At 65.5% G+C, this 25899-nt stretch carries 24 protein-coding genes and 1 pseudogene; 7 read left to right on the top strand and 18 right to left on the bottom strand.

The window, feature by feature from the left end; all coding sequences use genetic code 11:
- Positions 1–70 precede the first annotated feature (70 nt).
- The 5 genes from F7R02_RS07835 (at position 71) to F7R02_RS07815 (ending at position 4807) form a co-directional block, all read left to right on the top strand.
- Positions 71–1501: an amino acid permease gene (locus tag F7R02_RS07835; protein ID WP_003486240.1), complete on the top strand. Its 1431-nt coding sequence runs from the start codon at positions 71–73 to the stop codon at positions 1499–1501.
- A gap of 88 nt (positions 1502–1589) precedes the next feature.
- Positions 1590–2243 carry a methylthioribulose 1-phosphate dehydratase gene (locus F7R02_RS07830; RefSeq protein ID WP_078591035.1) on the top strand — a complete coding sequence of 218 codons (654 nt, stop codon included), beginning with the start codon at positions 1590–1592 and terminating at the stop codon, positions 2241–2243.
- A 35-nt stretch (positions 2244–2278) separates the two neighbouring features.
- Positions 2279–2845: a 1,2-dihydroxy-3-keto-5-methylthiopentene dioxygenase gene (locus F7R02_RS07825; RefSeq protein WP_005915388.1), complete on the top strand. Its 567-nt coding sequence runs from the start codon at positions 2279–2281 to the stop codon at positions 2843–2845.
- A gap of 2 nt (positions 2846–2847) precedes the next feature.
- Complete coding sequence (mtnC, locus tag F7R02_RS07820) at positions 2848–3546, top strand: acireductone synthase (RefSeq protein WP_003486234.1); 699 nt, start codon at positions 2848–2850, stop codon at positions 3544–3546.
- Between the two features lie 184 nt (positions 3547–3730).
- Entirely contained in the window at positions 3731–4807 is a 1077-nt protein-coding gene (locus tag F7R02_RS07815; protein WP_078537330.1) for a C13 family peptidase, read from the top strand.
- Positions 4808–5244: 437 nt separating this feature from the next.
- On the opposite strand, the gene F7R02_RS07810 is transcribed toward F7R02_RS07815, so the two are convergent.
- The 12 genes from F7R02_RS07810 to hisS form a co-directional block, all read right to left on the bottom strand.
- Positions 5245–6831, bottom strand: a complete 1587-nt coding sequence (locus F7R02_RS07810; protein WP_078591034.1) for a calcineurin-like phosphoesterase C-terminal domain-containing protein — start codon at positions 6829–6831, stop codon at positions 5245–5247.
- 156 nt (positions 6832–6987) lie between these two features.
- On the bottom strand, positions 6988–7608 hold the full coding sequence (hisIE, locus tag F7R02_RS07805; RefSeq protein ID WP_005915380.1) for a bifunctional phosphoribosyl-AMP cyclohydrolase/phosphoribosyl-ATP diphosphatase HisIE: 621 nt from the start codon (positions 7606–7608) through the stop codon (positions 6988–6990).
- On the bottom strand, positions 7598–8374 hold the full coding sequence (gene hisF / locus F7R02_RS07800) for an imidazole glycerol phosphate synthase subunit HisF (RefSeq protein ID WP_039579989.1): 777 nt from the start codon (positions 8372–8374) through the stop codon (positions 7598–7600). The genes hisIE and hisF overlap by 11 nt, the downstream gene beginning before the upstream one ends.
- Positions 8368–9102, bottom strand: coding sequence for a 1-(5-phosphoribosyl)-5-[(5-phosphoribosylamino)methylideneamino]imidazole-4-carboxamide isomerase (gene hisA / locus F7R02_RS07795; protein WP_005915376.1), 735 nt, complete (start codon positions 9100–9102; stop codon positions 8368–8370). Before hisA ends, hisF begins: the two co-directional genes overlap by 7 nt.
- Positions 9099–9701: an imidazole glycerol phosphate synthase subunit HisH gene (gene hisH, locus F7R02_RS07790; RefSeq protein ID WP_003486219.1), complete on the bottom strand. Its 603-nt coding sequence runs from the start codon at positions 9699–9701 to the stop codon at positions 9099–9101. Before hisH ends, hisA begins: the two co-directional genes overlap by 4 nt.
- Positions 9698–10825, bottom strand: coding sequence for a bifunctional histidinol-phosphatase/imidazoleglycerol-phosphate dehydratase HisB (hisB, locus tag F7R02_RS07785; RefSeq protein WP_005932038.1), 1128 nt, complete (start codon positions 10823–10825; stop codon positions 9698–9700). The genes hisH and hisB overlap by 4 nt, the downstream gene beginning before the upstream one ends.
- Positions 10822–11913, bottom strand: coding sequence for a histidinol-phosphate transaminase (hisC, locus tag F7R02_RS07780; RefSeq protein WP_078591033.1), 1092 nt, complete (start codon positions 11911–11913; stop codon positions 10822–10824). The genes hisB and hisC overlap by 4 nt, the downstream gene beginning before the upstream one ends.
- Positions 11910–13205, bottom strand: a complete 1296-nt coding sequence (hisD, locus tag F7R02_RS07775) for a histidinol dehydrogenase (protein ID WP_078591032.1) — start codon at positions 13203–13205, stop codon at positions 11910–11912. Before hisD ends, hisC begins: the two co-directional genes overlap by 4 nt.
- Complete coding sequence (gene hisG / locus F7R02_RS07770) at positions 13202–14116, bottom strand: ATP phosphoribosyltransferase (protein WP_005932045.1); 915 nt, start codon at positions 14114–14116, stop codon at positions 13202–13204. Before hisG ends, hisD begins: the two co-directional genes overlap by 4 nt.
- 9 nt (positions 14117–14125) lie before the next feature.
- A complete protein-coding gene (locus tag F7R02_RS07765; protein ID WP_078591031.1) occupies positions 14126–14452 on the bottom strand; it encodes a YerC/YecD family TrpR-related protein in 327 nt (108 codons plus the stop codon).
- Positions 14453–14668: 216 nt separating this feature from the next.
- On the bottom strand, positions 14669–14965 hold the full coding sequence (locus F7R02_RS07760) for a hypothetical protein (protein ID WP_078591030.1): 297 nt from the start codon (positions 14963–14965) through the stop codon (positions 14669–14671).
- Entirely contained in the window at positions 14958–16400 is a 1443-nt protein-coding gene (hisS, locus tag F7R02_RS07755) for a histidine--tRNA ligase (RefSeq protein WP_078591029.1), read from the bottom strand. The genes F7R02_RS07760 and hisS overlap by 8 nt, the downstream gene beginning before the upstream one ends.
- Before the next feature lie 203 nt (positions 16401–16603).
- Between hisS and F7R02_RS07750 the strand changes: the two genes are divergently transcribed.
- A complete protein-coding gene (locus F7R02_RS07750) occupies positions 16604–17269 on the top strand; it encodes a Crp/Fnr family transcriptional regulator (protein WP_172107289.1) in 666 nt (221 codons plus the stop codon).
- Positions 17270–17584: 315 nt separating this feature from the next.
- On the opposite strand, the gene F7R02_RS07745 is transcribed toward F7R02_RS07750, so the two are convergent.
- Both F7R02_RS07745 and thrC read right to left on the bottom strand, forming a co-directional pair.
- The gene (locus tag F7R02_RS07745; protein WP_078591028.1) at positions 17585–18328 is read right to left on the bottom strand and encodes a murein L,D-transpeptidase catalytic domain family protein; all 744 of its coding nucleotides are present in this window, start codon (positions 18326–18328) and stop codon (positions 17585–17587) included.
- A 100-nt stretch (positions 18329–18428) separates the two neighbouring features.
- Positions 18429–19739: a threonine synthase gene (gene thrC, locus F7R02_RS07740; protein ID WP_172397278.1), complete on the bottom strand. Its 1311-nt coding sequence runs from the start codon at positions 19737–19739 to the stop codon at positions 18429–18431.
- Positions 19740–19894: 155 nt separating this feature from the next.
- Between thrC and F7R02_RS07735 the strand changes: the two genes are divergently transcribed.
- Positions 19895–20209 carry an EthD family reductase gene (locus tag F7R02_RS07735; RefSeq protein WP_015463099.1) on the top strand — a complete coding sequence of 105 codons (315 nt, stop codon included), beginning with the start codon at positions 19895–19897 and terminating at the stop codon, positions 20207–20209.
- 74 nt (positions 20210–20283) lie between these two features.
- Here F7R02_RS07735 and F7R02_RS07730 read toward each other — a convergent pair whose 3' ends face one another.
- From F7R02_RS07730 to F7R02_RS26875, 4 genes and pseudogenes are all read right to left on the bottom strand, one after another.
- Positions 20284–21252, bottom strand: a complete 969-nt coding sequence (locus F7R02_RS07730; protein WP_078591049.1) for a homoserine kinase — start codon at positions 21250–21252, stop codon at positions 20284–20286.
- A 41-nt stretch (positions 21253–21293) separates the two neighbouring features.
- Positions 21294–23801 carry a bifunctional aspartate kinase/homoserine dehydrogenase I gene (gene thrA, locus F7R02_RS07725; RefSeq protein ID WP_078591027.1) on the bottom strand — a complete coding sequence of 836 codons (2508 nt, stop codon included), beginning with the start codon at positions 23799–23801 and terminating at the stop codon, positions 21294–21296.
- A 589-nt stretch (positions 23802–24390) separates the two neighbouring features.
- Positions 24391–24891 carry a TspO/MBR family protein gene (locus F7R02_RS07720; protein WP_005932068.1) on the bottom strand — a complete coding sequence of 167 codons (501 nt, stop codon included), beginning with the start codon at positions 24889–24891 and terminating at the stop codon, positions 24391–24393.
- Positions 24892–25067: 176 nt separating this feature from the next.
- Positions 25068–25709: pseudogene (locus F7R02_RS26875) on the bottom strand (hemagglutinin repeat-containing protein); the annotation flags it as partial.
- Positions 25710–25899: the final 190 nt, after the last annotated feature.

Here is a 25899-nt window from a genome sequence, read left to right as displayed (position 1 = left end):
CTCAAGACCGGTGCGCGACGCCGGTCTTCTTGTTCAATGATCGCGCGTAGCGCCAAGCCGGAACCGCTTCATGTTCAAACAACTTTGGGCCACCAAACACCCGCACGCCAGCCATGAGGCGGCCGATGGGCTGGGCCTGCAACGCGCGCTTGGCCCCTGGGGGCTGACAGCCCTGGGGATTGGGGCGGTGATCGGCGGCGGCATCTTCGTCATCACCGGCCAAGCGGCGGCCGACCATGCCGGCCCGGCGATCATGCTCTCGTTCGTGCTCGCAGCGGTGTGCTGTGCGTTCTGTGCGATGGCCTACGCCGAATTCGCTGCGATGGTGCCGGTCTCCGGCAGCGCCTACACCTACACCTACGCCACCTTCGGCGAGTTGGCCGCGTGGTTCATCGGCTGGATGCTGGTGCTGGAATACGGCGTGTCCGCCTCGGCAGTGGCGGTCAGCTGGACCGGCTACTTCTTGAGCCTGCTCGAGCATTTCGACATCCACCTGCCGGCCGCATTCGTCAGCGCGCCGCTGGATGGCAAACTGCAACCCACCGGGGCGATCGCCAACCTGCCGGCGGCCGGCATCGTGCTGCTGCTGACCTGGCTGTGCTACGTCGGCATCCGCAAGTCGTCGGCAATGAACATGGCCATGGTGATCCTCAAGACCGGCCTGATCCTGCTGGTGATCGCGGTGGGCTGGAAATACGTGGACACCTCCAACTGGCACCCGTTCATTCCGGCCAACGAAGGCCCGGGCAAATACGGCATGGAAGGCGTGCTGCGCGGCGCAGCGATGGTGTTCTTCGCCTATATCGGCTTCGAAGCGGTGTCGGTGGCAGCGCAGGAATCGCATCGCCCGCAACGCGACCTGCCGATCGGCATGATCCTGTCGCTGGTGATCTGCACCGTGCTCTACATCGCCATGGCGGCGGTCATGACCGGCTTGGTGCCGTACACCTTGCTCGGCACCGACGAGCCGGTGGTGACCGCGGTGGCAGCGCATCCGCAGCTGGCCTGGTTGCGCGTGGTCGTGGAAGTGGGCGCGTTGATCGGGCTGTCGTCGGTGGTGCTGGTGATGATCATCGGGCAGCCGCGCATCTTCATGATCATTGCGCGCGATGGCCTGCTGCCCTCGATCTTCACCCGCATCCACCCCAAGTACCGCACCCCGCATGTCAATACCGTCATCACCGGTGTCGGCATCGCGCTGCTGGCAGCGGTGTTCCCGCTGGATGTGCTGGGCGAACTGACGTCGATGGGCACGCTGATCGCCTTCGCGGCGGTCTGCGCCGGCGTGCTGATCCTGCGTCGCACGCACCCGGAACTGCCGCGTCCGTTCCGCATGCCGGCCGCCTGGCTGATCTGCACCGCCGGCGTGTTGAGCTGCCTTGCGCTGCTGTCGGCAATGACGCTGCACAACTGGATGCTGATGGGCCTGTGGACCCTGGTCGGGCTGGTGATCTACTTCGGCTACGGGTATCGCCACAGCCGTCTGCGCGACGGCCGCTGAGCCCACGCATGATCCGGCGTCGGCGCGGCAGGACGACGCCTGCTGCGCTGCACCTGCCCATGCACCGGGGGCGCAGTAGAATAGGTCCATGAATGCGACCACTGCCCCCCTGCCCTATAGCGCCGCGCGTCTGCACGAGCTGGCGCATCTGCTGATCGCCAATATCCGCGAGCTGGCCCATGCCGGCTGGACACCCGCGACCAGCAGCAATTTCTCCCACCGTCTGGACGAACAGCACGCGGCCATCACCGTCTCCGGCCGCGACAAGGGTCGCCTGGTCGAAGAAGACATCATGGTGGTGGACTTCGATGGCCTGGCCGTCGGCCGCCCGTTGCGCCCGTCTGCCGAAACCCTGCTGCACACCAAGCTGTATCGCCGTTTCCCGGAGATCGGTTGCGTACTGCACACGCACTCGCCGGTGCAGACGATTGCCTCCCGCCTGTATGCAGGCAGCGGCGTGATTCGGCTGGAAGGCTATGAACTGCTCAAGGCCTTCGATGGCAACACCACCCACGAAACCGCGATGGAAGTGCCGGTGTTCGCCAATACCCAGGACATGCAGGTGCTGGCCGCGCAGGTCGATGCCTTGCTGGACAAACAGAGCATGTGGGGGTATCTCATCGAAGGACACGGCCTGTATGCCTGGGGCCGCAACATGGCCGAGGCACGTCGTCATCTGGAAGCGTTCGAATTCCTGCTGCATTGCGAACTCGAACTGCTGAAACTGCGCGGCACGCGCTGAGTAATGCCCGCCCCCCATTCGTGAGCCAGACCGCCATGAGCCGACTGCGTATCTTTGCCGACACCAATCCCGCCACACCCGAGTTCGATAGCCGCGACGGCGATGCGATCGCCGCCGAGCTGGTCAAGATCGGCGTGACCTTCGAACGCTGGCATGCCAGCGCGCCGGTCGAACCGGGCGCAACGCCCGAGCAGGTGATGGATGCCTACCGCGCCGATATCGACCGCATCAGTGCCGAGCGCGGCTTCAAGACCGTGGACGTGGTCAGCATCGCGCCGGACAACCCCAAGCGCGAAGAAATGCGCGCCAAGTTTCTGGACGAACACTTCCACAAGGAAGACGAAGTGCGGTTTTTCGTCGCCGGCTCGGGCCTGTTCACGCTGCACGTCGATGCCAAGGTTTACGAGATCGAATGCGTCAAGGACGACCTGATTGCCGTGCCCGACGGCACCCTGCACTGGTTCGACATGGGACCGGAACCGCACTTCGTGGCGATCCGCTTCTTCACCGAGCCGGACGGCTGGGTCGGGCACTTCACCGGCACCGAAATCGCCAAACAATTCCCCCGCTACGCCCCCGAGAAACCTCACAAGGCCAGCTGACGATGACACGACCGCAAGCGATCCTCACCGATATCGAAGGTACGACCAGCAGCATTTCGTTCGTCAAGGACGTCTTGTTCCCGTATGCGCGCCGTGCCATGCCGGCCTACGTGCGCGACCACGGCAATCATCCGCAGGTGCGCCATTGGCTCAACCAGGTGGCCGATGAAATCGGCGAGGACGTGCCGGACGAGGTGCTGATCACCACGCTGCAGACCTGGATCGACGAGGACCGCAAGCACACCGCGCTCAAGGCCTTGCAGGGCCTGATCTGGGGCGACGGCTACAAGACGGCCGACTTCACTGCGCATATCTACGCCGATGCCGCGATCCAGCTCAAAGCCTGGCACGCAGCGGGCATCCCGCTGTATGTGTATTCGTCCGGCTCGGTGCCGGCGCAGAAATTGTTCTTCGCGCACAGCGACGCGGGCGACCTGAGCGGACTGATCACCGACTGGTTCGATACCGAAGTCGGCCCCAAGCGCGAAAGCGCCAGCTACCGCCGCATCGCCGAGCGCATTGGCGTGCCGGGGCCGGAGATCCTGTTTCTGTCGGATGTGATCGAAGAACTCGATGCCGCCAAGCGTGCCGGCATGCGCACCGCGCTGCTGGATCGCCTGGACGACTACCCCACGCCGCGTTCGGCCGACGAGGTCGGCAGCCACCAGCGCGTGGAGAGTTTCAGCCAGCTGGTGCTGTAAGCACGATCTGCAAGCCGATTGCGCTCCTGGCCGTTTGAGCGCGATCGGGCGTTGGCGCTGCGCAGGCCGCTGAGATGTTCCAGCTGCGACGCGCCGCATGCATCTCTCTGTCGGGGGTGATGGTCTGCACTGCGGGCATCGTGCTCCGCCGCTCCACCCTGTCTTCTCTGGACCTCGGCGCGCCATGTCGCTGCATTCCCCTTTCGCACCACATGCAGTATGGCGTCGACTTTCCGCGCTGATCGTCGTGGTGGCGTTGATGGCCGGCTGCCATCCGGACGCTGGTGCGGCGTTGCAGGCTCAGCCTGCCGAGAACCACGATGAGGTCGATCCGGTCGATCAGGCCGCCTTGGCGCAAGCGCTGAAAGCGTTGCAACAGCAGCGCCCAGGCGTCACCGATCTGTACGTAGTCGGTTTTGCCGGCGATGCCAGCGACGATGTCTTCCGCAACGAGACGCTCTACCTCAAGCAGCTGTTCGAGCAACGCTTCGATGCGCGCGGGCGCGTGGTCACGCTGGTCAACAACCCGGACAACCTGGGCGAACATCCCTACGCCCCACTGGCGACCTACGACAATCTCTACGACACGCTTGCCGCGATCGGCAAGCATATGGATCGCAAGGAAGACGCATTGCTGCTGTTCGTCACCACCCACGGTACCGAAGACCACAGCCTGTACGTGCAGGTGGACGACAAGGAAGAGGATTTCATCAGCCCGCAGGATCTGCGCAAGGCGCTGGACGAAGCCGGCATCGACAATCGCGTCATCGTTCTATCGGCCTGCTATTCGGGAGGTTTCATTCCCGCACTGCGTTCGCCGCAAACGCTGATCCTCACCGCTGCGCGCGCCGACCGGCCCTCGTTCGGTTGCGGCAATACCTCCAACGCCACTTATTTCGGGCAAGCTTGGTTGATCGATGCGATGAACCAGAGCGACGACCCATTGGCCGCATTCGACATCGCCAAAGCCGCCATCACCGCACGCGAAAAGCAGGAAGGCGAGCAGCCCTCGTTGCCGCAGCAGTCGTTGGGCAAGCGCATCGCGCCGGTGCTGGCGCGTTGGCGTGCCGGCGTGCATCTCGGTCCGGCAGTGGCGTATCCGTATCCGCCAGTGGACATGGAGACCGAGTCGGACCAGGGCGTCGAGTCAACCGACTCACCGGACGATGCGCCCGTGGACGCCGCGCCTGGTTCGAAGGCCCCGGCACCCGCGAACCCGCCAACCACGCCGCCAACTGCACCTGCAGCATCCAAGCGATAACCACGGCGATTGCTGAGACTAATTCTCATTTCGGCAGCACTGACCGGGCATCGCTACACTCGCGCAGCCAGCCAGCAACCGCCAGCCAGCACCGATCTTCGCCAGCGCGCCAACGCCTGCCAGCCCGGATCCCAACACGCCTCCCTTGTGGAGGCGTTTGTGTTGGTGGCGATCAGGGAGGCTGCGTCGCAGCTGACGCATGCTTCAACGTCGCGATGTCGCAGCCGCGCTTGTGTCCATGCTGGATCACGCAGACACAGCGCCCTGTCGCTGCATCAAGAGCAAGGTAACAAGCAACCGTTTGGTGCGATTGGATGCTTGGCGCGAGGTGCCGCAGGATTGGGTGATGTCAGGCATTGCGCGCCCCCTCATCCACCCTTCTGAGCGCCTTCTGCCGGTGGGGGAAGGGCATTAGGCGACTGTCACTGTTAGCCGCCTTACGGCTCAGCGGCTTGCAGGCGGTACACCGTGCTCGCGCTGTATTGCCCAGTGGGCAGGGTCGCGCGCACCTGGACGGTGTGTTCGCCCACCGCCAGCGTGGTCGGCAATGCGCCGCGCCAGAGATGCGTGGACGGCGTGGCCTCCGGCGAGCGGTCGTAACCGCGCAACGCGTCCGCCGCATCGTCGCGCACATTCTCTGCCAGCACGCGCGGATCGCCACGCTCTACCCGCTTCATCGGCTGCCATGCGCCGTTATCGATGCGCATCTCGACCACGGTGTCGTCCTGGCCCATGAAGACGTTGGCGTAGATGCCCCACGCCGCATACGCGCCCTTGCGCAGTACCTTGGGCGCGTGCAGCAGCAATTGCGCATCGTCGGCCGCGCGCGCGGCGTGATAAGCCAGCGTGTAGTTGCCGCTGGGGGCAACCTGCAGCACCGCATAGCCATTGGGAGTGCCATCGCTCATCGTCGCATCGGGAATGCCGTCGGCATCCTTGGCGCCCGACCAGAACGCACCGCAGGCAGCGCCGACGTTGTACTCGTGCAGCGGGCGTGCACCTTGCCAACCTTCGTCCACACCGTGATCCACCTGGCGCTGGGTGTGGCTATGGCCGCTGAGCACCAATACATGCGGAAACTCTTTCAACAATGCGAACAGGCGACGGCGATCGGCATGCCGGAAGGTTTCCTGTCCCGGCACTGCATCGAACAGGTGGATGTGCATGCCCAGCACCAATAGCCTGTCGCGTGGCAGCTGCGCCAGATAATTCTGCAGGAACGCGAATTGATCTTCGCGCAGGCCACCGATGTAGGCCTGCTTGTTGCCCGGCGTGTAGATCACATCGTCCAGGAACACGAAGCTGGCATTGGCCTCTTCCACCGCATAGGTGTCCGGACCGTAGACCGCATGCCAACTGTCGAGCGACTGCGCATCGTCGTGCGCGTCCAGGTTGAGATCGTGGTTGCCCGGCACGTGGAACCACGGCACGCTCAGCTGCGTGGTGACCTTGTTCAAAGCCGGATACAAGCTTAGATCGTCGCTGACGATATCTCCCAGCGTGGTGCCCAGCCTGGCGGTGGTCTTGTCGATGATCGGTTGCACGATGTCGCGCTGGTAGTAGCCAACGTCGGCAAGGCTGGCGGTCTGGCTGTCGGCAAACACCAGCATCTGGAAACCATCGGCCGCGGTGTTTGCGCGTGGCGTCAGCGCGAAATCCCAGTTGCGCGTGTTGCGGCCGGTCGCGGCGACACCGCTGTACCGATGCTTGGCAGAACCACGCGGTGCGTAGTGGCGCCAGAATGCAGGCAGACCGTCGGCGGCGGGCAAAAAGCGGCGGTCGCCCGGCTTGATCACGAAGACCGTCTGCCCGTCGCGCACCAGCAGGCGGTAGCGCCCCTGTGCGTCGGTACGTACGATTTGCTCGCCATTGGAAACCGCCACATCGGCGACGCCCGGCTCATCCGCGCTGCGGCCGGCGCGCCCGTCGCGTTCTTCATAGACGATGCCATCGACCGTGGTGCCGCGCGCGTAAGCGCTTGCTGCGAGCAAGCCGATAGCCAACAAAGCGAAGCGAGGTTGCATGCGTTTTCCCGCGCGAAGATCAGCGGAAATTGTACATGCCATCGCGAGGCGCACAGCGCGAAGGACACGCCGACACGTACCCTGTAGGAGCGCACCCGGGCGCGATGGGCGTTACCGATAACGCGCCGCGCCCGGGTGCGCTCCTACGCGACCGCGTTATTGATGCCGCGACTCCAGCAACGCCGCCGCATCGCCAAGCCCCAGTCCACGTGCGCGCAGCAGCACGATCAGGTGATACAGCAGATCGGCCGATTCGCCGAGCAACGCGTCATCGTCCTGCACCACACCGGCCAGCGCGGTTTCAACGCCCTCCTCGCCTACCTTCTGCGCGATGCGACGGATGCCTTGCTCGAACAGCTTGGTGGTGTAGCTACCGTGCGGTCGTTCGCGCTCGCGCTCGGCCACCAGCGCATCCAGGCTGCCCAGAAACTGCCCGGGCGCAGACGGGAAGCAACTGGTGCGGCCCAGGTGACAGGTCGGGCCATGCGGGCGCGCCTGCACCAGCAACGTGTCGGCATCGCAGTCGGTCTGGATCGACACCACGCGCAACACGTTCCCCGAGCTCTCGCCCTTGGTCCACAAGCGCTGCTTGCTGCGGCTGAAGAAGGTGACTTCACCGCGCTGCTGGGTCACGGCCAACGCTTGGGCATTCATGTAGCCCAGCATCAGCACGCGCAGGTTGTCGGCGTCCTGCACGATCACCGGCAACAGGCCCTCGCCCTTGCTCCAATCCAGCGTTGCGAGCGGGTCGCCCGTCGCCACTTCGTTACTGCCCATCGCGTACCTCGATCTGTTGCGCGCGCAAGAATTGCTTGAGTTCCGGAATCGGAATCGCACCACTGTGAAATACGCTGGCCGCCAGTGCGCCATCCACATCGGCCTGGTCGAACACATCGGCGAAGTGCTGCATTTCGCCTGCACCGCCGGAGGCGATCAGCGGCACGCGGCATAACGCGCGCACCTGCCGCAACTGGACGATGTCGTAGCCGCGACGCACGCCGTCGTTGTCCATGCAATTGAGCACGATTTCGCCTGCGCCCAACCGCTGCGCTTCGGCCACCCAATCCAGCGTGCGCATCGGCAGCGCCTGGGTCTTGCTCGGATCGCCGGTGTAGCGGCGCACGCGCCACTGACCATCTTCCTCACGAATCGAGTCGATGCCGACCACGACACATTGCACGCCAAAGGCATCGGCCAGCTCGGAAATCAATTGCGGGCGGCCAAGCGCGGGCGAGTTGATCGATATCTTGTCGGCACCGGCGTGCAGCACCGCGCGCGCTGTTTCCACATCGCCAATACCTCCGGCCACGCAGAACGGAATATCGATCAGCCGCGCCACCCGCTCGACCCAGGTGTAGTCGACCGAGCGTCCTTCCGGGCTGGCACCGATGTCGTAGAACACCAGCTCGTCGGCGCCCTGCGCGCGGTAGCGCAATGCCAGTTCGACGATGTCGCCCATGTCGATGTGATCGCGGAACTTGACGCCCTTGACCACGCGCCCATCGCGCACGTCCAGGCACGGAATGATGCGACGGCTCAGCATGCCAGTGCCTCGTCGAGATTCAGATGCCCTTCGAGCAAGGCCTTGCCCAGCACGATGCCAGCGCAGCCCGCGGCCTTGGCAGCGGCGACATCGGCCAGATTGCGCGCGCCCCCGGAGACCTGCACCTGCAACTGCGGCGTCAGCGCGCGCAAATGCCCGTACAGCGCCATGTTGGGGCCGGACAGCATGCCGTCGCGGGCAATGTCGGTACACAGCAAATGCTGCAGCCCGGCTTGCGCGTAGCGCACGGCCAATTGATCCAGCGTGGCGTCTGCAGCTTCGGTCCAGCCGTGCACCGGCAACTGCCAGACGCCATCGGCGTCCTGGCGCGTGTCCAGCGCAATCGTCAGACGATCGGCGCCGAATTCCTGCAGCCAGCCAACCACCATCTCGCTATCGCGCACTGCCAATGAGCCGATCACCACGCGTGCGGCGCCTGCGTCGAGGATGCGCGCCACATCCTCGCGCGAGCGCACACCGCCGCCGGTCTGCACGCGCAAGCCGGTGGCACGCGCAATCTCGCCGAGTGTGCCGGCCAGGGTGTAGCCGCCCGCCTTGGCCGCATCCAGATCGACCAGATGCATCCACTGCGCACCGGCATCGGCGAATGCCTGCGCACGCGGCAGCACGTCGTCGCCGTACTGCGTTTCGCGCGCGTAATCGCCTTGCAACAGGCGGACCACGCGAGCGTTGCGGATATCCAGCGCCGGGTAAACGGTGAAACTCATGGGAAGCTCATCTCAAGAAAATTGCGCAGGATGCGTGCACCGGTCTCGGCCGAACGCTCAGGGTGGAATTGCGCGCCGCAGCGCAGCCCGTTCTGCACCACGGCGGTGAACAACCCGCCGTGATCGCAGGCGGCCACGGTGTCGGCCGTCACCGGCGCCGCGTAACCATGTACGAAATATGCACTGGCGCGCTCGGGCAGACCGGCCAGCAACGCGGAGTCGCGCATCGGCACCAGCTGGTTCCAGCCCATGTGCGGAATGCGAATGCCAAGCGCAGGCGTCATGTGCCGCACGATGCCCGGCAGCAGACCCAGGCACTCGACATCGCCTTCTTCGGAATGTTCGAACAGCAACTGCATGCCCAGACAGATGCCGATCAACGGCACCTGCAGTTCCCGCAACGGCTCGACCAAGCCCTGCGCGCGCAGACGCGACATCGCCTCTGGCGCCGCCCCGACGCCGGGCAGGATCACCCGCTGCGCGCCCTGCAGGCCAGCCGCATCGCGCACCAAGCGCGCGTCGACGCCCAAGCGCTCCAATGCATAGCGCACCGAGCCCAGGTTGGCGCCACCGGCATCGATCAGCGCAACGTCGGTCATAGCGCGCCCTTGGTGGTCGGCAACGCGGTGCCCTCACGGCGAATCGCCTGACGCAATGCCCGCGCCAAGGCCTTGAAGCAGGCTTCCACCTTGTGGTGATCGTTCTCGCCACGCACGGTCAGATGCAGATTCAAGCCGGACGCATCGCAGATCGAACGGAAGAAATGCGGCACCAGTTCGGTGGGCATGTCGCCGACGCGCTCGCGCTTGAATTCGCCCTCGAAGACGAAATACGGGCGGCCACTGAAATCCAGCGCCGCACTTGCGATGGTTTCGTCCATCGGCAACGTGAAGCCGTGCTGCGGCGTGTCGCCCGCGACACGCCAGGGGCTGCTTTCCGGATCGAAGCCGTAACGGCCGATGCCGCGTTTATCGCCCAGCGCTTCACGCAGCGCTTGGCCCAGCGCAAGGCCGGTGTCTTCGATGGTGTGGTGCTCATCGATATGCAGATCGCCTTCGGCACGGATCTCCAGCGCAAAACCGCCATGCTTGCCGATCTGTTCCAACATGTGGTCGAAGAACGGCAGACCGGTGGCAGTCTTCGGCTCGGCGACACGATCCAGATCCAGTTCGACGCGGATCCTGGTTTCCTTGGTATTGCGCTGGACCAGCGCACGGCGTGGCGCATCGGCCAGCTCGTGGGCGATGCCGGACCAGTCCCACTCGCCGCCGAACTCATCGGTGCGCAGCTGAAACCCGCGGATATTCAGATTCTGCGCGAACTGGATGTCGGTGATGCGGTCGCCCACCATCGCCGAGCGTGCCCAGTCGATGGTGCGGTCCTGCAGATACGGCACCATCAGGCCGATACCGGGCTTGCGCGTGGGCGCATTGTCGGCAGGCCAGCTGCAATCGATCAGCACTTCGCGAAATTCGATGCCCTGGCTGGCGAAGATCTGCAGCATCAGATTGTTCGGGCCGTCGAAGGACGCGCGTGGGTAGCTCTCGCTGCCCAACCCATCCTGGTTGCTGACGATGACGAACTGATAGCCGGCATCGCGCAGCTTGAGCATCGCCGGAATCACGTGATCGACCAAGCGCAATTTTTCGTAGGCGTCGATCTGGTAATCGGCCGGCTCGGCGATCAGCGTGCCGTCGCGGTCGACAAAAAGAATCGGGGTCATGCGGCGGCCTCCTGCGTGCGTTGTAGCGCGCTCAGCACGCGCTGGTTCTGTTCGTGCGTGCCCAGCGTGATCCGCAACGCGTCGGCCAGGCGCGGCACTGCGCGTTGATCGCGCACCACCACCCCGGCCTCCAGGAGCGCCTGGAATGCGCCTTCGGCATCGTCGAAACGCACCAGCAGGAAGTTGCCTTGCGAGGGATAGACCTGACGTACGCCAAGCAGCTGCACCAACGCCTTGTGCATACGTTCGCGTTCGCTACGCACCTCGGCGATGCGGCGGCGGGTAACCTCCAGCGCTGGCGCAGACAAAGCCTGCTCGGCCATGGCTGCACATGGTATAGGCACCGGGTACGGCGCCTGGCAGCGGCGCAGCAAGGCGATCAACTCGGCATTGGCGATCAGCGTGCCGATACGTGCCGCCGCTAATGCATGCGCTTTGGAAAGCGTGCGCAACACGGCGAGATTGTCGTAACGCCCGAGCAGGCCGACCGCCGAAGGCACATCGGAAAATTCGCCGTAGGCCTCGTCCACCACCACCAGCGCCTTGCCTTGCAAGGCCTGCAGCGCTTGTTCGATCTGGTCCAGCGCGATGGCCGAACCAGCAGGATTGGACGGCGAACACAGGAACACCAACTTGGCGTTCGAAGACAATGCCGTTGCCACGATCGCCGGGATATCCGTATGGAAACCGTCGGGCCCATCGACCAGCGGCACGTCCACCAGCGGCGCGTTCTGCAGCCGTGCGCACACGGCGTACATGCCGAACACCGGCGGCGTGACCAGCACCGCATCGCGCTCTGGCACGCACAGGCCACGTACCAGCAGATCGATCGCCTCGTCGCTGCCGCGGCCGATCAACAGCTGCTCGGGTGCGCAACCGTACAGCGCCGCAAGCGCGCTGCGCAGGCCCTTGGGTTGCGGGTCGGGATAGCGCCGTGTGCTGGCGTCGGGATCGGCGGGATTGGCCCAGGCAGACTCGTTGGCGTTGAGCCACACATCGCCCTGCAACGCGCTGGTGCGCGCCGACGAATAGCCCGCGAATGCACGCAGGTCTTCGCGTACCAGATCCAGAATCGACGACGCGCTCATGCCGCCACTCCCATGCGTAGCGCCACCGCGTTGGCATGCGCATCCAGCCCCTCGGCCCGTGCGAGGACCAAAGCGCATGCGCCGATACCGTCGATGCCGGCCTTGCTGGCTGCCTGCACGCTGACCATGTTCTGGAAGCTGGCCACGCTCACGCCGCTGTAGGCGCGCGCCGCACCGCTGGTCGGCAATACATGATTGGTGCCGCTGCAGTAGTCGCCAAGCGCTTCGGGCGTGTAATCGCCGAGAAACACCGATCCGGCCGCTTCGACTTGCGCCAACCATCCGCGCGGTTCGCGCAGCGCAAGAATCAGATGTTCCGGCGCATAGCGATTACTGATCGCAAACGCCTCATCCAGCGTCTGCACCTTGATCAGCCGCGATTGCGCCAGCGCCTGGCGCGCAATGTCGGCACGCGACAGTTGCGCCAGCTGAAGTTCCAGCTGCGCTTGCACCGCATCGATCAACGCGTCGCTGTCGGAGAGCAACAGCACCTGCGAATCGGGGCCGTGTTCGGCCTGCGACAATAGGTCAGCAGCCACGAACGCCGGTTGCGCGCCCGCATCGGCGATCACCAAGACTTCCGAGGGGCCGGCCGGCATGTCGATCGCCGCCGCACCGGACTGGGCCACCTGCTGCTTGGCTTCGGTGACATAGCTGTTGCCCGGGCCGAACAGCTTGTCGCAGCTGGGCAGCGATTCGGTGCCATGCGCCATCGCCGCGATCGCCTGCGCACCGCCGAGCTTGAACACGCGGCGCACGCCGGTGAGCCGCGCGGCCACCAGCACCGCCGGGTCCACGCTGCCGTCCTTGCGCGGCGGCGTGCACAACACCACCTCGCGGCATCCGGCCAGACGCGCAGGCACGCCGAGCATCAATGCCGTCGACGGCAACGGCGCGCTGCCGGCCGGCACGTATAAACCGACACGACCGATCGGACGCACGATCTTTTCGCACACCACACCGGGCGCGGTTTCCACCGCATAGCCCCCGCTCATACCGGCGCGGTGGAAGGTGTCGATGCGTGCAACCGCATCCTGCATGGCCTGGCGCAGCTCCGGTGGGACGGCCGCTTCGGCGGCGGCGAATTCGGCTTCGCTCACTGCGAAGCTGTCCAGCGACACGCCATCGAAATGCGCGGTGATCTCGCGCAATGCGGCATCGCCGCGCGTGCGTACGTCGGCAATCAACGCGGCGACCGCATCGCGCGTGCGTGCGGCCACGGTCTGCGCCGGGCGGGTCAATGCGTCGGTCTGTGCGGCACCGTCGAGTTGGGACCAATCGAGAATCTTCATGCCAGCGAGCGCTCCACCGTCAACACCATCAAGCCTTGCGCACCTGCGCGTTCGAGTTCTTCCAGGCGCTGCCAGGTCACCGCGCCGTGGCACATGGTCTGCAAGCGCAGCGCGCCGTTGCCATCGTCGGGCAACTGCACCAGCGGATCAGCATCGGGCAGCAGGCGGCGCAGCGCATCGACCTTGGTCTGTTCGGCACGGAACATCAGCAGCTTGCTGTCGCGCAGCTTGAGCACGCCGTCCATGCGCCGCAGCAGCATTGCCAGCAGGCCGGCACGCGCATCGGCAGGTTCGCGCACCGCGCCGGCCAGCACCGCTTCGCTTTCCATCACCAGTTCGACCGGCTTGAGCTGGTTGGCGGCCAGGGTGGCGCCGCTGGAGACCAGATCGCAGATCAGATCGGCAGTGCCCAGGCGCGGTGCGATTTCCACCGAACCGGACAACTCCACCACCGTCGCTTCGATGCCCTGCCGCTCCAGCCAATCGGCCAGGATCGCCGGGTAGCTGGTGGCGATACGCTTGCCCGCCAGTTGCGCCACGCCGTGCCAGTCCCATTCTTCCGGCACGGCGAGCATCAGGCGGCACTGGCCGAAGCCGACCCCACGTACCGCGTGATAGGCGGCCGGCAAGCCATGACGGCGGCGCTCGGCGGCCTGCTCTTCCAGCTCGTTCTGGCCGACGATGCCCAAGTCGCAGACGCCATCGGCGATCAGGCCGGGGATATCGTCGTCGCGCACCAGCAGCAGGTCCACCGGCAACGACTCACCGTAGCAGAACAGCTTGTCGCGGCTCTGCCGCCAGCTCAGCCCGCAGGCGGCCAGCAGGCTGCGCGCCGGCTCGGCCAGGCGGCCGCTCTTCTGGATGGCGATACGCAACCGGTCACGTGCCGGCGCTGCCGTGGAAGCACTCATCTTGTTCTCTCAGTGGGAGTCGTCGGGGCGCGACGACTGCTCGCGCAGGGCCGCGGCATAGCCGCCGGCACCGTGGTCCAGGGTGCGCGCAACGCGCCCGATGGTGGTCACGCTGACCTGGGTCAGCTCGTGGATTTCGCGATACGGCACGCCCTTGATCAACAAGGGCACCACCCGCCAGCGGTCGGCCATGGCTTCCAGCTCGGCGGGCGTGCAGAGGTCACGCAGAAACGCTTCGACCGCCTCGGGCGCGCGCAGGCATGCCAGCGCATCGGCCAGTATCGTCAGCGAGGCGGCAACGTCGGTATTTTCGCGGGTGGCGGGTCGTTGTTTCATTGCGTTAATGTAATAGCGTGTTAGTACATTAACGCAAGCAGGCAGCATTGTCACCCCGCCTGGGTCTGGAGAATCGAGAACGTTAAGGCTGATGCATGACGCCGATCATTCGGCCCCCGACAGTCCTAGCGAAATCGAAGCTGCCCGGGTGACGATCACAAACGATGACGTGACCGGGCCGGACGCCTCAACGAGCATCACCACCGCGGCATTGCCCTAGAAGGCGCCATTCCCCTTCGGTGCCGTGGGAGCCCACAACACGTGCCAGGACACCGCCTCACTTTTCAGAGGCGCCAGAGGCGCGTTGTCGATCTCCCATCGGTGACAGATCACCAACAAGGATTCAACCGTCGCGGGATCTACCGGCACGGTCAATTCCAGATGCAACTGACGGCCCCTGCCCTCGACCCCGGCGTAGGCGGGCAAGGCGGCGAGCCAACTGAAAAATTGCTCCTCGTCTTGCCTGGCGAAGAACACCGGCGCGTCCAGCACGATTTCGATCGAGTCACGCATCAGCCGGACCGAACAGCACCGGCACAAGCATCGCCCTGGCCTGCTCCAGCTCCACCTGCAAGGTGCTGGCCAGCTCATCGCGGGCCACATCGAACTGCTGCTCGCGCACCAGGTCTTTCACTGCCACCACGCCGCGGGCCAGTTCGTCGTCGCCGGCCAGCACCACGAAGCGGATGCCGGCACGAGCCGCATACTGGAACTGCTTGCCGATTTTCTTCGGCTCCATCTGCACTTCGGTGTTGATGCCGCCGATGCGCAGCCGGCGCGCGATATCCAGCGCGTCGTCCAGGCGGGTCTCGTCCATCAGCGCCACCATCGCCTGCACGCTGCTTTCGGCGATGCCCTGGATCAGGCCGGCCTCGCGCAGCTGCCAGAACAGGCGGGTCAGGCCGATCGAGATGCCCACGCCGGGCAATTTGGACTTGGTGTAGTGGCTGGCCAGGCTGTCGTAACGGCCGCCCGAGCAGATCGAGCCGATCTGCGGGTGGTCGGTCAGGGTGGTTTCGTAGACGGTGCCGGTGTAGTAGTCCAGCCCGCGCGCGATCGAGAAGTTCAGGCAGTACGCGCTCTCCGGCACGCCCAGCGCCTTGACCAGCTCCAGCACTTCGCGCAACTCGGCGATGCCTTCGCCCAGCGTCGCGCTGGCCCCGACCGAGCCTTCCAGCGCCTGCAACTGCGCCAGCGCATCGGCATGCCCGTTGGAGCGCACCGCCACGAAGGCGAGAATCCTGGCGACCTGCTCGGCAGGAATGCCAAAGCCCTCGCCCACCAGTGTGTCGCGCACGTAATCGGCGCCACGCTTGTCGATCTTGTCGACCTCGCGCAGCACCGCCAGCTGCAACTCGCCTTCGGCCACGCCCAGGCTTTCGAAGAAGCCGCGCAGCAGCTTGCGATTGTTCAACTGCACCTTGAAGTCGCCGATGCCCAGCTCGGCAAACACCGCATGGATCACCGCCAGCACTTCGGCGTCGTAGCGGATGCTCAGCGCATCCTTGCCGATGACGTCGATGTCGCACTGGTAGAACTCGCGGAATCGCCCACGCTGCGCACGCTCGCCGCGATACACGCGCTGCATCTGGTAGCGCCGGAACGGGAAGCTCAAGTCATGCTCGTGCTCGGCGACGTAGCGTGCCAGCGGCACGGTCAGGTCGAAGCGCAGCGCAAGCTCCGGCAAGCCGCCGTTCTCGGCGCCCTCATCGGCCGCAGCGGCGGCATTGGCCAGCGCGCCGGTGGACTGCACGAAATACACCTGGCGCTCGGTTTCGCCGCCGGATTTGGTCAGCAGTACATCGGACAGCTCGAACACCGGCGTTTCGACCGGCAGGAACCCGAACCGCTCGTAGTTGCGGCGGATGACGTCCAGCATGCGCTGGAACGCGATCTGCTCGCGCGGCAGCAATTCCATGATGCCGGGCGGCGTACGGGGCTTGATCACGAGCGAAACTCCTGCAGGACAATGTGGCGAACGCACAATTCTAACGGCTGGGCGGCCGCGCTGACCGCATGGCGTATCATTCAATGCGTCCCAGCAGTGCGTGGCCCATATACCGGCAGCTTTCCGACCCCAGCGCGACCTGCCCGGCGCCCAGCGCGGCATCCGCCAGCGGCACGCCCACCTCAGATTGCGCCCTTTGCGCCGTGCGCGGCCGGGCCATTTGTGCGGCGCTCTCGGCGCAGGAAATGGACGCACTGGACCAGGTCACCCATGCAGCGGCCTATGCGCCCGGCAGCACCCTGGTACGTGCGGGCGAGACCCGGCACAACGTCTATACCGTGACCTCCGGCGCGTTGCGCATGGTGCGCACGCTGGCCGACGGACGTCGCCAGATCACCGGCTTCGTGCTGCCCGGCGACTACGTCGGGCTCACCGAAACCGCGCGGCACCGCCACGATATCGAAGCCATCGTCGACAGCTGGGTGTGCCGCACGCCGATGGCGCACATGCGCCAGCTGCGCGAGCGCTACCCGCAGCTGGAACGCAAGCTGCTGCAACGCGCCAGCATGGAACTGGCCGCCGCGCAGGACACCGGCCTGCTGCTGGCGCGCCTGCAACCCAGCGAACGGCTGGCGCATTTCCTGCTCCGGCTTGCAGCCCGCTCCACCCAGCCTGGCGCCAGCGGCGATACCGTGGCGCTGCCGATGAGCCGCAGCGACATCGCCGACCACTTGGGGCTGACCGTGGAAACGGTGAGCCGCACCTTCACCAAGCTGCGGCAGCAGCAGTTGATCGCGCTACCGCAACTGCAGGTGGTGCAGATCCTGGATTACGCCGCCCTGCGCCGTCTCGCCGGCGATACGGTGTGAGGCTGGTGGGATCGCGTGAGCGCCAGTGTGCGCTTACCCGTGCGACTGGTTGACCGATTGACACGGCGGCGCCCAGTGTCCAGGCGGTCGATCCGGCACAGCCCGCCAATATCACGCATGATTGCACACTCGTCGGCGTCGGTGCCGCTCGGCAGCGCTCGCCTGAGGCGACGCAGTTGCTTGCAGGCAGCCGCTCCAAAATGATGCAAGCCATCCGCATGCTGACAGCCGCGCAGCGACTTACCGACCGATTCGAAAGCGGCGCCGTGCTTCACGCCGAGCGCACACTGGCGTCGGGCACCCGCCTGCGATCACTCAGCGCCCGGCCACTGCACGCGCTGCCGCACCGCCACAGCCACTGCTCAGCAGCCGCGATTGGCGCAGCCAGGCGCGATCCGGGTAGTAGGCGAACACGAACGCACCGTCGCGCAATGTATCGATCAACTGCTTGGCCACCGCTGGCCGCACCGCCGGGCAGCCCAGGCTGCGGCCGAGCCGGCCCTGCGTGCGGATGATGGCTTCGCTGACATAGGGCGCGCCGTGGATCACGATGGCGCGGTCGCGCGCGTGGTCGTTGAACCCCGGCTCCAGACCCTTGAGCCGCAACGAGTAACCGTTGTGCCCGGTGTACGACTCCTGCGCGGTGAATGCGCCCAGGCTGGACTGGAAGCTGCCGTCGTTATTGGAGAACTTCGCCGACAGATTCTCGCCGGTATTGCGCCCGTGCGCGACCCATTCGCGAAACAACAGGCGTTGCTTGTCCAGATCGAACACCCAGAGCCGGCGCTCGGTCGAGGGCCGGCTGTAGTCGATGACGCTGAGCACCCGTTCGGCACCCACCTGCTGGTGCTGGCGGGCGCATTGCAGCGCCTCTGTGGCCAGGGCCAGCACCTGACGGTCCAGCGACGGCGCCTGGCGCGCCAGCGCCTCGACCAGACCCACACGCAGGGCGCCCAGTGGCGGGACCGGCGATCCAGCCAATGCATCGGCCGCACTGGCCGCACCGGCCGCTGCCCACCCGCACAAGACGGCGGCAACGGCAATCATTCGATCAGACATGCAACAACCCACAGCGGACGCGGCGCCACAGCGGGGCCGCACCCCCTAGAAATAGCCGCATATGGGCCACTTTCCAACCCCGGTGGCTGAACGCGTTGGGTCAACTGGCATCGACAAGCAAGCGCTGCCGAAGGGCGGCGTAGTCCGGCGCCAATGCTTCGGCATGCGCTGGGCGCTGCAGCAGTGCGGCCAGTGCCGGCGGAACCTCTACGGAACGGCCAATCAGCGGCTCCACCACGCCCTCGAACTTTGCCGGATGCGCGGTGGCCGCTACCGCCCAGTCGCCAGTGCCGCTCTCCGCGCGTTCGGCACGCAGTTGTTCGAGCACATGCACCGCGGTGGCGGTATGCGGGCAATGCACCTCGCCGTAGCGCGCGAAGCGCTGCTGCACGGTGTTGCGAATCGCCGCATCGTCCACCGACAAGGCCCGGAATTCCTCACGCAAGGCGGCATCGTCGCCGTTGTAGAGCCACCGCAGCCGCTCGAAATTGCTCGGCGCGCCCACGTCCATCGCATTGGCCAGGGTGGACACGCTGGGCTGCGGTGCGTAGGCATCGCCCGCGAAATAGTCCGGCAACACGTGATTGGCGTTGGACGCCAGCGCGATGCGGCCCAACGGCACCCCGAGCGCGCGCGCGATGATCGCCGCCAGCGCGTTGCCCAGGTTACCGGTGGGTATCACCAGATTGAGCACGCTGCCCGACGCTGCATGATGCTGCAGGGCGGCATGCGCGTAGTAACTCATCTGCGGCAGCAGCCGGCCCAGACTGATGCTGTTGGCCGAACTCAGCGGCACCTGCGTCTGCAACGCGGCATCGTTCAAGGCCTGCTTGACCATCGCCTGGCAGTCGTCGAACGAGCCGGCCACGCGCAGGGCCTGGATGTTGTCGCCGAAACACCCCAACTGATGCGCCTGCCGCGGCGACACGCGGCCGTCCGGATACAGCACCACCACGCGCAGGCCGGGCTGGCGATGGAACGCGGCGGCCACGGCGGCGCCGGTGTCGCCGGAGGTGGCGACCAGGATGGTGAGCGGGCGGTCTTCAGCGCGGCGCAAGCGGGTCAGGCAGGCCGCCAGGAAGCGCGCACCGAAATCCTTGAACGCCGCCGTGGGGCCATGAAACAGCTCCAGCGCGTAATCGCCCGGCGTACCCAGCGCCACCAATGGCGCCGGGAAATCGAAGGCTTCGGCACAGATGGCAGGCAGTTCGGCCGCCAGTGCGTCGCCCTCGAAAAATGGCTGCAACAGCGCAGTGGCGGTGTCGGCCAGGCCGGCGCCCGCAACCAGCGTACGGGCAGGTGGAAGGGTCTGCGGCACGTAGAGGCCGCCATCGGGTGCCAGCCCGGCGGCAATGGCTTGGCTCAGGCTTGCGGCGGGGGCACCGCCACGGGTGGAGATAAACATCAGCATGACTCCAGATAAAGCGAAGGCTGGGCGGTGCCCGTGACAAGCGGTGCCGCGTGTGACGTCGCCGGGCGTCGCGTTGCGCCGGCGTTCGGCCGCAGGGTTGCGTACGGTCGATGGCGCGGGGCTATGCTGCGCGCACCCTTCCGTGGAGTCGGCAGATGATCAAGGTCAGTGTGATGTACCCGTACCGCGACGGCGCCCGCTTCGATCACGCCTACTACCGCGACCGGCACATGCCGCTGGTGAGCGCGCGCATGGGCGCGGCCTGTTTGAAATACACCGTGGACAAAGGCATCAGCGGCGGCGACGCCGGCAGCCCGCCGGCGTTCATCGGCATGTGCCACATCTTTTGCGAGTCGGTGGAGACCTTCAACGCCAGCTTCGGGCCGCATGCACAGGAAATCCTCGCCGACATCGCCAACTACACCGACCTGACCCCGGTCATGCAGATCAGCGAAGTCGTCGTCGACTAAATGACGTGTGGCAAGCTGCAGGCCAGACCTGCTACCGGCTGCCTGCGGCGCGTTGTCATTGCGTGCGTCCCGATTCATTCGAGCAACCGCGCCGCAGGACTTGCGATCGGCGAGACCCAGGCCTGGCTATCGAACCCTACGGCCGCAAACCCGGCCTGCACTGCCGGTGCCGCAGCTTCGGCCGCGGCGCGCGATTCGAACCAGGCAAACACGCTCGGCCCGGCGCCGGAAATGCTGGCGCCGAAGGCGTTGTGGTCCAGCGCTGCCTGTTTGGCTTCGGCGAAGCCGGCGATCAATGGGGCGCGACGCGGTTCGATCAGCACATCACGCAAGCCTGCGCGTACCAGGTCTGCATCGTCGCCATGGCAACCGGCCAACACCAACGCCAGATTGGTGCTCTGCGCGACGAATTCGCGCAATTGATAGTTTCCTGCCAAGGCTTCGCGCGCGCGCCGCGTTTCCAGCACTGCATCCGGATGCACCAGCAGGCTATGCCACGCTAGCGGCACCGCGATCGGTACCAGGCGCTCCAGCGTGCACAGCACCAAGCCACCGACAAACAGCGGCCCCAGGTTGTCGCCGTGGCGGCTGCCGCTGGCCACCGCTTCGCCATCGAGCGCGTATTGGTAGAGCTGGTGGTGATCCAACGGCGAGGCCAGCAGCGCGTTTGCCGCCACCAACGCCGCGACGCATGACGCGGCAGACCCGCCCATGCCCGAGCTCAGCGCAATGCCTTTGTCGATCTCGATTTCGAATCCATAAGGCAGTTGCAAGGCGGACCGCAGCGAAATGAGTGCAGCGCCTGCAGTGTTGCGCTCGGCATCCAGTGGCAGCGCCACCGTCGTGCCGCGAATCGCAGCGATGCGCACCACTGGCGCGTCGATACGGCGCACGGTCACTGTGTCGCCGATTCCATCGATCGGATAGCCGAGCAGGTCGAATCCCACCGCGACATTCGCAACCGATGCCGGCGCGAAGGCGCGCGCTTCGTGCAAGCCGTGCTTGCCCAGGGAAGCGTGATCGCTACCCTGCGCCTGCGCCACGGCCGCCTGGCTCACGCCGGCCTGGCTGACAACAGCATGCGTCACAGCCGCGCGCCCTCGCCTGCCGCCACGCGCAGCAGATCGGCGAACACGCCTGCCGCGGTCACTTCCGGACCGGCACCCGGGCCCTGCACCACCAACGGGTTCTCGCAGTAGCGCCGCGTGGTGAACTGCACCACGTTATCGGTCAGACGCAGATTGGCGAACGCGTGATCGGCCGGCAGCTCGACAAGACCCACGCTGGGCGCGCGGTCCGGCGGCAGCTGCGCCACATAGCGAAGCACGTTGCCGCGCGCACGCGCGTCGGCCAGACGCTGCGCAAAGGCGGCATCCACTTCCGGTAAGCGCGCCATGAAATCGTCCACGCTGGCCTGGCGCAGCGCTTCCGGCACCAGGCTTTCAACCTGCACATCTTCCAGGCTGATGGAGCGCCCTGCTTCGCGCGCCAGGATCACCAACTTGCGCGCCACGTCCACGCCGGACAGATCGTCGCGCGGATCCGGTTCGGTATAGCCCATGCCGCGCGCCTGCGTCACCAGTTCGGCGAAGGGCACGCTGCCGTCGTACTTGTTGAACAACCATGCCAACGTGCCGGAGAAGATGCCTTCGATGGACGTGACTGCATCGCCGGTGTCGACCAGGTCGCGCAGTGTGGTGATCACCGGCAAACCGGCGCCCACGGTGGCTTCATAACGGAAGCGCGCACCACTGGCGTCGGCCGCTGCGCGAATCGCCTCATAGCGCGCCAGCGGGCCGGACCCCGCCTGCTTGTTGGGCGTCACCACGTGGATGCCGGCTGCCAGCCAGCCCGCATAACGGTCTGCGACTTCGGCGCTGCCGCTGCAATCGATGATCACCGTATGCGGCAGATGCGCAGACAGCAGATGCGTGGTGAAGCGTTCCAGATCGGTGGGCGTTGCGGACGATGCAAACGCATCGCGCCAGTCGCCGACCAGGCCGCGTTCGTCCAGCAGCATGCGACCGCGTGAGACCACCGCGCGCAGGCGCAGATCAAGATTGGCCTTGCCTAACAACTGCGGTTGCGCGTTGCGCAGTTGGTCCAGCAATGCCGCGCCCACATTGCCCGGGCCGATCACGCCCACAGAAAACGTCTGCGGCGACAACCAGAAACCGGCATGCGCCGCGCGCAACGCCTTGGTGGCGTGCGCCGCATCGATCGCTACCGAGATATTGCGTTCGGAGGAGCCCTGCGCAATTGCCAGGATATTGACCTGGGCTCGCCCCAACGATTCGAACAAGCGCGCCGCCACACCCGGCTGACCGGCCATACCATCGCCTACTGCTGCGAGCACGCTGATGCCGGTGGTCAGCTGCACGCGCTGCACCTGCCCGACCGTGAGTTCATGCGCGAACGCTTGCAACAATGCGTTGCGTGCACGCTCGGACTCGTGCTGCTTGACCACGCAGCAGATTGAATGTTCCGACGAACCCTGCGAGATCATCACCACCGACACCTGCGCGGTGCGCAGCGCGGCGAACACGCGCTCGGCCGTGCCCGGCACACCGATCAGACCGGTGCCTTCCAGATTCAGCACCGCCAGATCCGGGCTCAACGTCAGACCCTTGATCGGCCCGCTCACCGCGCTACTGGCAGTAATGCGCGTGCCGGGATGCTCGGGCTGGAAGGTGTTGCGGATGATGATCGGCAGGCCGCGCTCGATCGCCGGCGACATCGTTTGCGGGTGCACCACCTTCGCACCGAAATATGCCAGCTCGCAGGCCTCGTCGTAGCTCAGTGTTTCCAGTTGCACCGCTTCGGGCACCACGCGCGGGTCGGCCGACAGCACGCCATCCACATCGGTCCAGATATGCAGTTCGTCTGCATCGAACAATGCAGCGAAGATGGCACCCGAATAATCGCTGCCGTTGCGGCCCAGCGTGGTGATGCGGTCGGCACGGTCGCGCGCCACGAATCCGGTCACCACCACGCGCGTCTGCGGATGCGCTTGCCGCCAGGTTGCGAGGCGCTGCGCACTCGCCTCCCAGTCCACATCCACACCGAGTTCGCCGCGATTGACCACCAGCACATCGCGCGCGTCCAGCACTGCGCAGCCTTCGCCGATCGCGCGAAAGTGATCGGCCAGCAACTGCGCCGAATACACCTCGCCCAGTCCTTGCACGCGGTCGAGCACTTCGCGCGGTAATTCCCCGATGACCGCAAGCGCGCCGAGGATCTGCGACAGATGCGCGAAGCGTTCGTCCAGCCACTCCACCGTTGGCCCGGAATGCTCGCCGAGTAAGGCGACCGCCGCACCGCGATGGCGTGCGCGCGTTTCGTGCCACCGCTCGCGCCATTCGGGGCGATTCTTCGCCGCCAGTTCGGCCAGTTCGATCAAGGCATCGGTGACGCCCTTCATCGCCGAGACCACGGTGACCTGCACCGTCTCGTCGCGTGCAAGCAGCAGCTGGGCCACATGCCGATAACGCTCGGCATCTGCCACCGAGGTGCCGCCGAATTTGTGCACGACAGTGCGCGCAGAGGACGCAAGAACAGCAGCGGGTTCGAACGAAACAGCATGCGATGACATCGACAGACCTCGTTGGGGAGGCCCCGTCCGCATCGGATGAGAGAGGGAAGCCCCCGCATCCTGATCCGGGTGCGGGGCCGTTGTTTTCGGAAGTTACGCGAAGACGACGGACCGCACCGGGCGAATGGTGGCGGTAGTAATGATGGTGGTAATGCCAGTCACGCATGCACCGACCCGCAGCAGCGGCTGGCAGAGAAGCGAAGCTATGGCGGAGGCGTTACCCATGCATGCAAAAGACATCACCGGGACGAGGCCTGTCAAGCGTTGCGTGAATGGGCAGGTGCACGCGCCCGGCGCATGGAACAGAAAACCTTGCCGCTCAGGGATTTAAGCACTGAGCGCGCAAGCAATTGATTGCTATGGAAACTTTTGGATCGGCCTTGCAGAGCCGTGCTGCGCAGGTTTCTGACCTTCATTGGTCGAGTCATGTGCTTGGCTGAAGCCATATAGCTAGCTGGATCGGTTGCGCCCGAGGCATCACATCGCTGCAGGCATCAGGTTGCTTCGAGCAACAGGCCACTTCGCATCAAGCAACAGATCGTCGCTATCGGAAACCCGAATCGGTGCGAGCCAAGGTCAGCAGCGAAGATCAGCCAAGCATCTGAGGGTTGAGTTGCCAGACCGAGAAATTAAGCGCCGCCGCAAAGCTCACCCATGCCAGATACGGCACCAACAACCACGCCGCCAGAGCTTGCCTCTTCGCAAACACACCGATGGTCGCCGCCAGCACCAGCCACAGCGCCACGATGTCCGTAAACGCCCACGCCCCCAGATGCCATGCAAAGAACAACCAACTCCACAGCCCATTGAGCGCCAGCTGCACCAAGAAAAGAGTCAGCGCCACACGCGCGCCAGCCCATCCCCCACGGCGCCACACCGACCACACCGACACCGCCATCATCCCGTACAGCACCGTCCACACCGGCCCGAACAACCAACCCGGCGGCGCCCATGCCGGCCGCTGCAGCTGCGCATAAAAGCTGGCCGCCTGGATTGATGCCATTGCGCCCAGCGCGGCGACCGCGTAGCACAGCACCAGCCAGCCGAGAAGACCGAACCATTGCGATGTGTTTAAACGATGTTGCGTCATGACGGTCGAGGTGAGTTGTCAACGTTCGCCAGCCTGCCAGAGCATGTGTGCAAGCCATGACGACGCAACTGAGCAAGTCAAAGCTCTACTAAGGCCGTACGGATTGGTAACGTCATGTCCAAATCTCCGGGCGAGTTGGACTCCAAAACTGAGGTGCTACTTAAAATCGGGGTACGTCGGGTCCACTCCGGGTCCACGCCCAGCTTGTCCAGCAGGAAGTCGCTGCTGATGAAGTTGTCGTAATTGACGAAGCGCGGATCGGTCTCGATCAGGTAGCGACGGCCCGGGCCGTTGCTGCGCCAGGCGTTGATGCCGACCAGGCCGGTTGCCGCGCGGCCCATCGCGGTGCGGTCGGTGGCCGTGCCATTGGACAGGCGATACAGGCCGCCGATGGGCAGATCGATCTGCGTCAGCGACGTCTGGCCGCCGCCAACGATGTTGGTGACGGGAATGGTGGCGGGATCGACACGCGTGCGGGTGTCGTTCGTACCTGCGGTGACACCGGTCCCGGCGGCGCTGGTCTGCACATGCGTCTGATCGACGCTGCTGCGCACCAGGCCGCTGTCGTTGGACATGACCGGTGCGACCGACATCTTGACGATGCCGCCCGAGGTGGCGAGCGTGGCGTCCTGCGTGTCGGCGCCGACCTGCGTGCCGGTGCTGCCGTTGGTGCCTGTCGCAACTCGGATGCTGCCGGCGCTGCCGCTGGCACGACCGGCCACCGCTTGGCCACCGACAGTTGCTGCGGTCTGTCGGGTACCGCCGCTCAAGCCTACCTGTGCGCCGATGCCGTTGAGCGCGCTGCCGCTGATGCTGCGCCTTGCTGCAGGCCAGGCTGGCGGCCAGGGCCGCCGTTTAATTACCTCCGTCCCTGATGCTCTCGTAAGCTCCCCCGATCCGCAGACACCGCATAAGTAGATCTTTCTGGCATCGTTCCCAAGTCAGGAGGTTCCATGCGCACATCGAAGTTCACCGAGACACAGATCATCGCCACGCTGAAGCAGGCCG

It is taken from the genome of Xanthomonas cissicola, assembly GCF_008801575.1.
GTDB classification, from domain to species: domain Bacteria; phylum Pseudomonadota; class Gammaproteobacteria; order Xanthomonadales; family Xanthomonadaceae; genus Xanthomonas; species Xanthomonas cissicola.
Note: the sequence above shows the minus strand (reverse complement) of the source record. Positions and strands in the feature narration are given on the sequence as shown.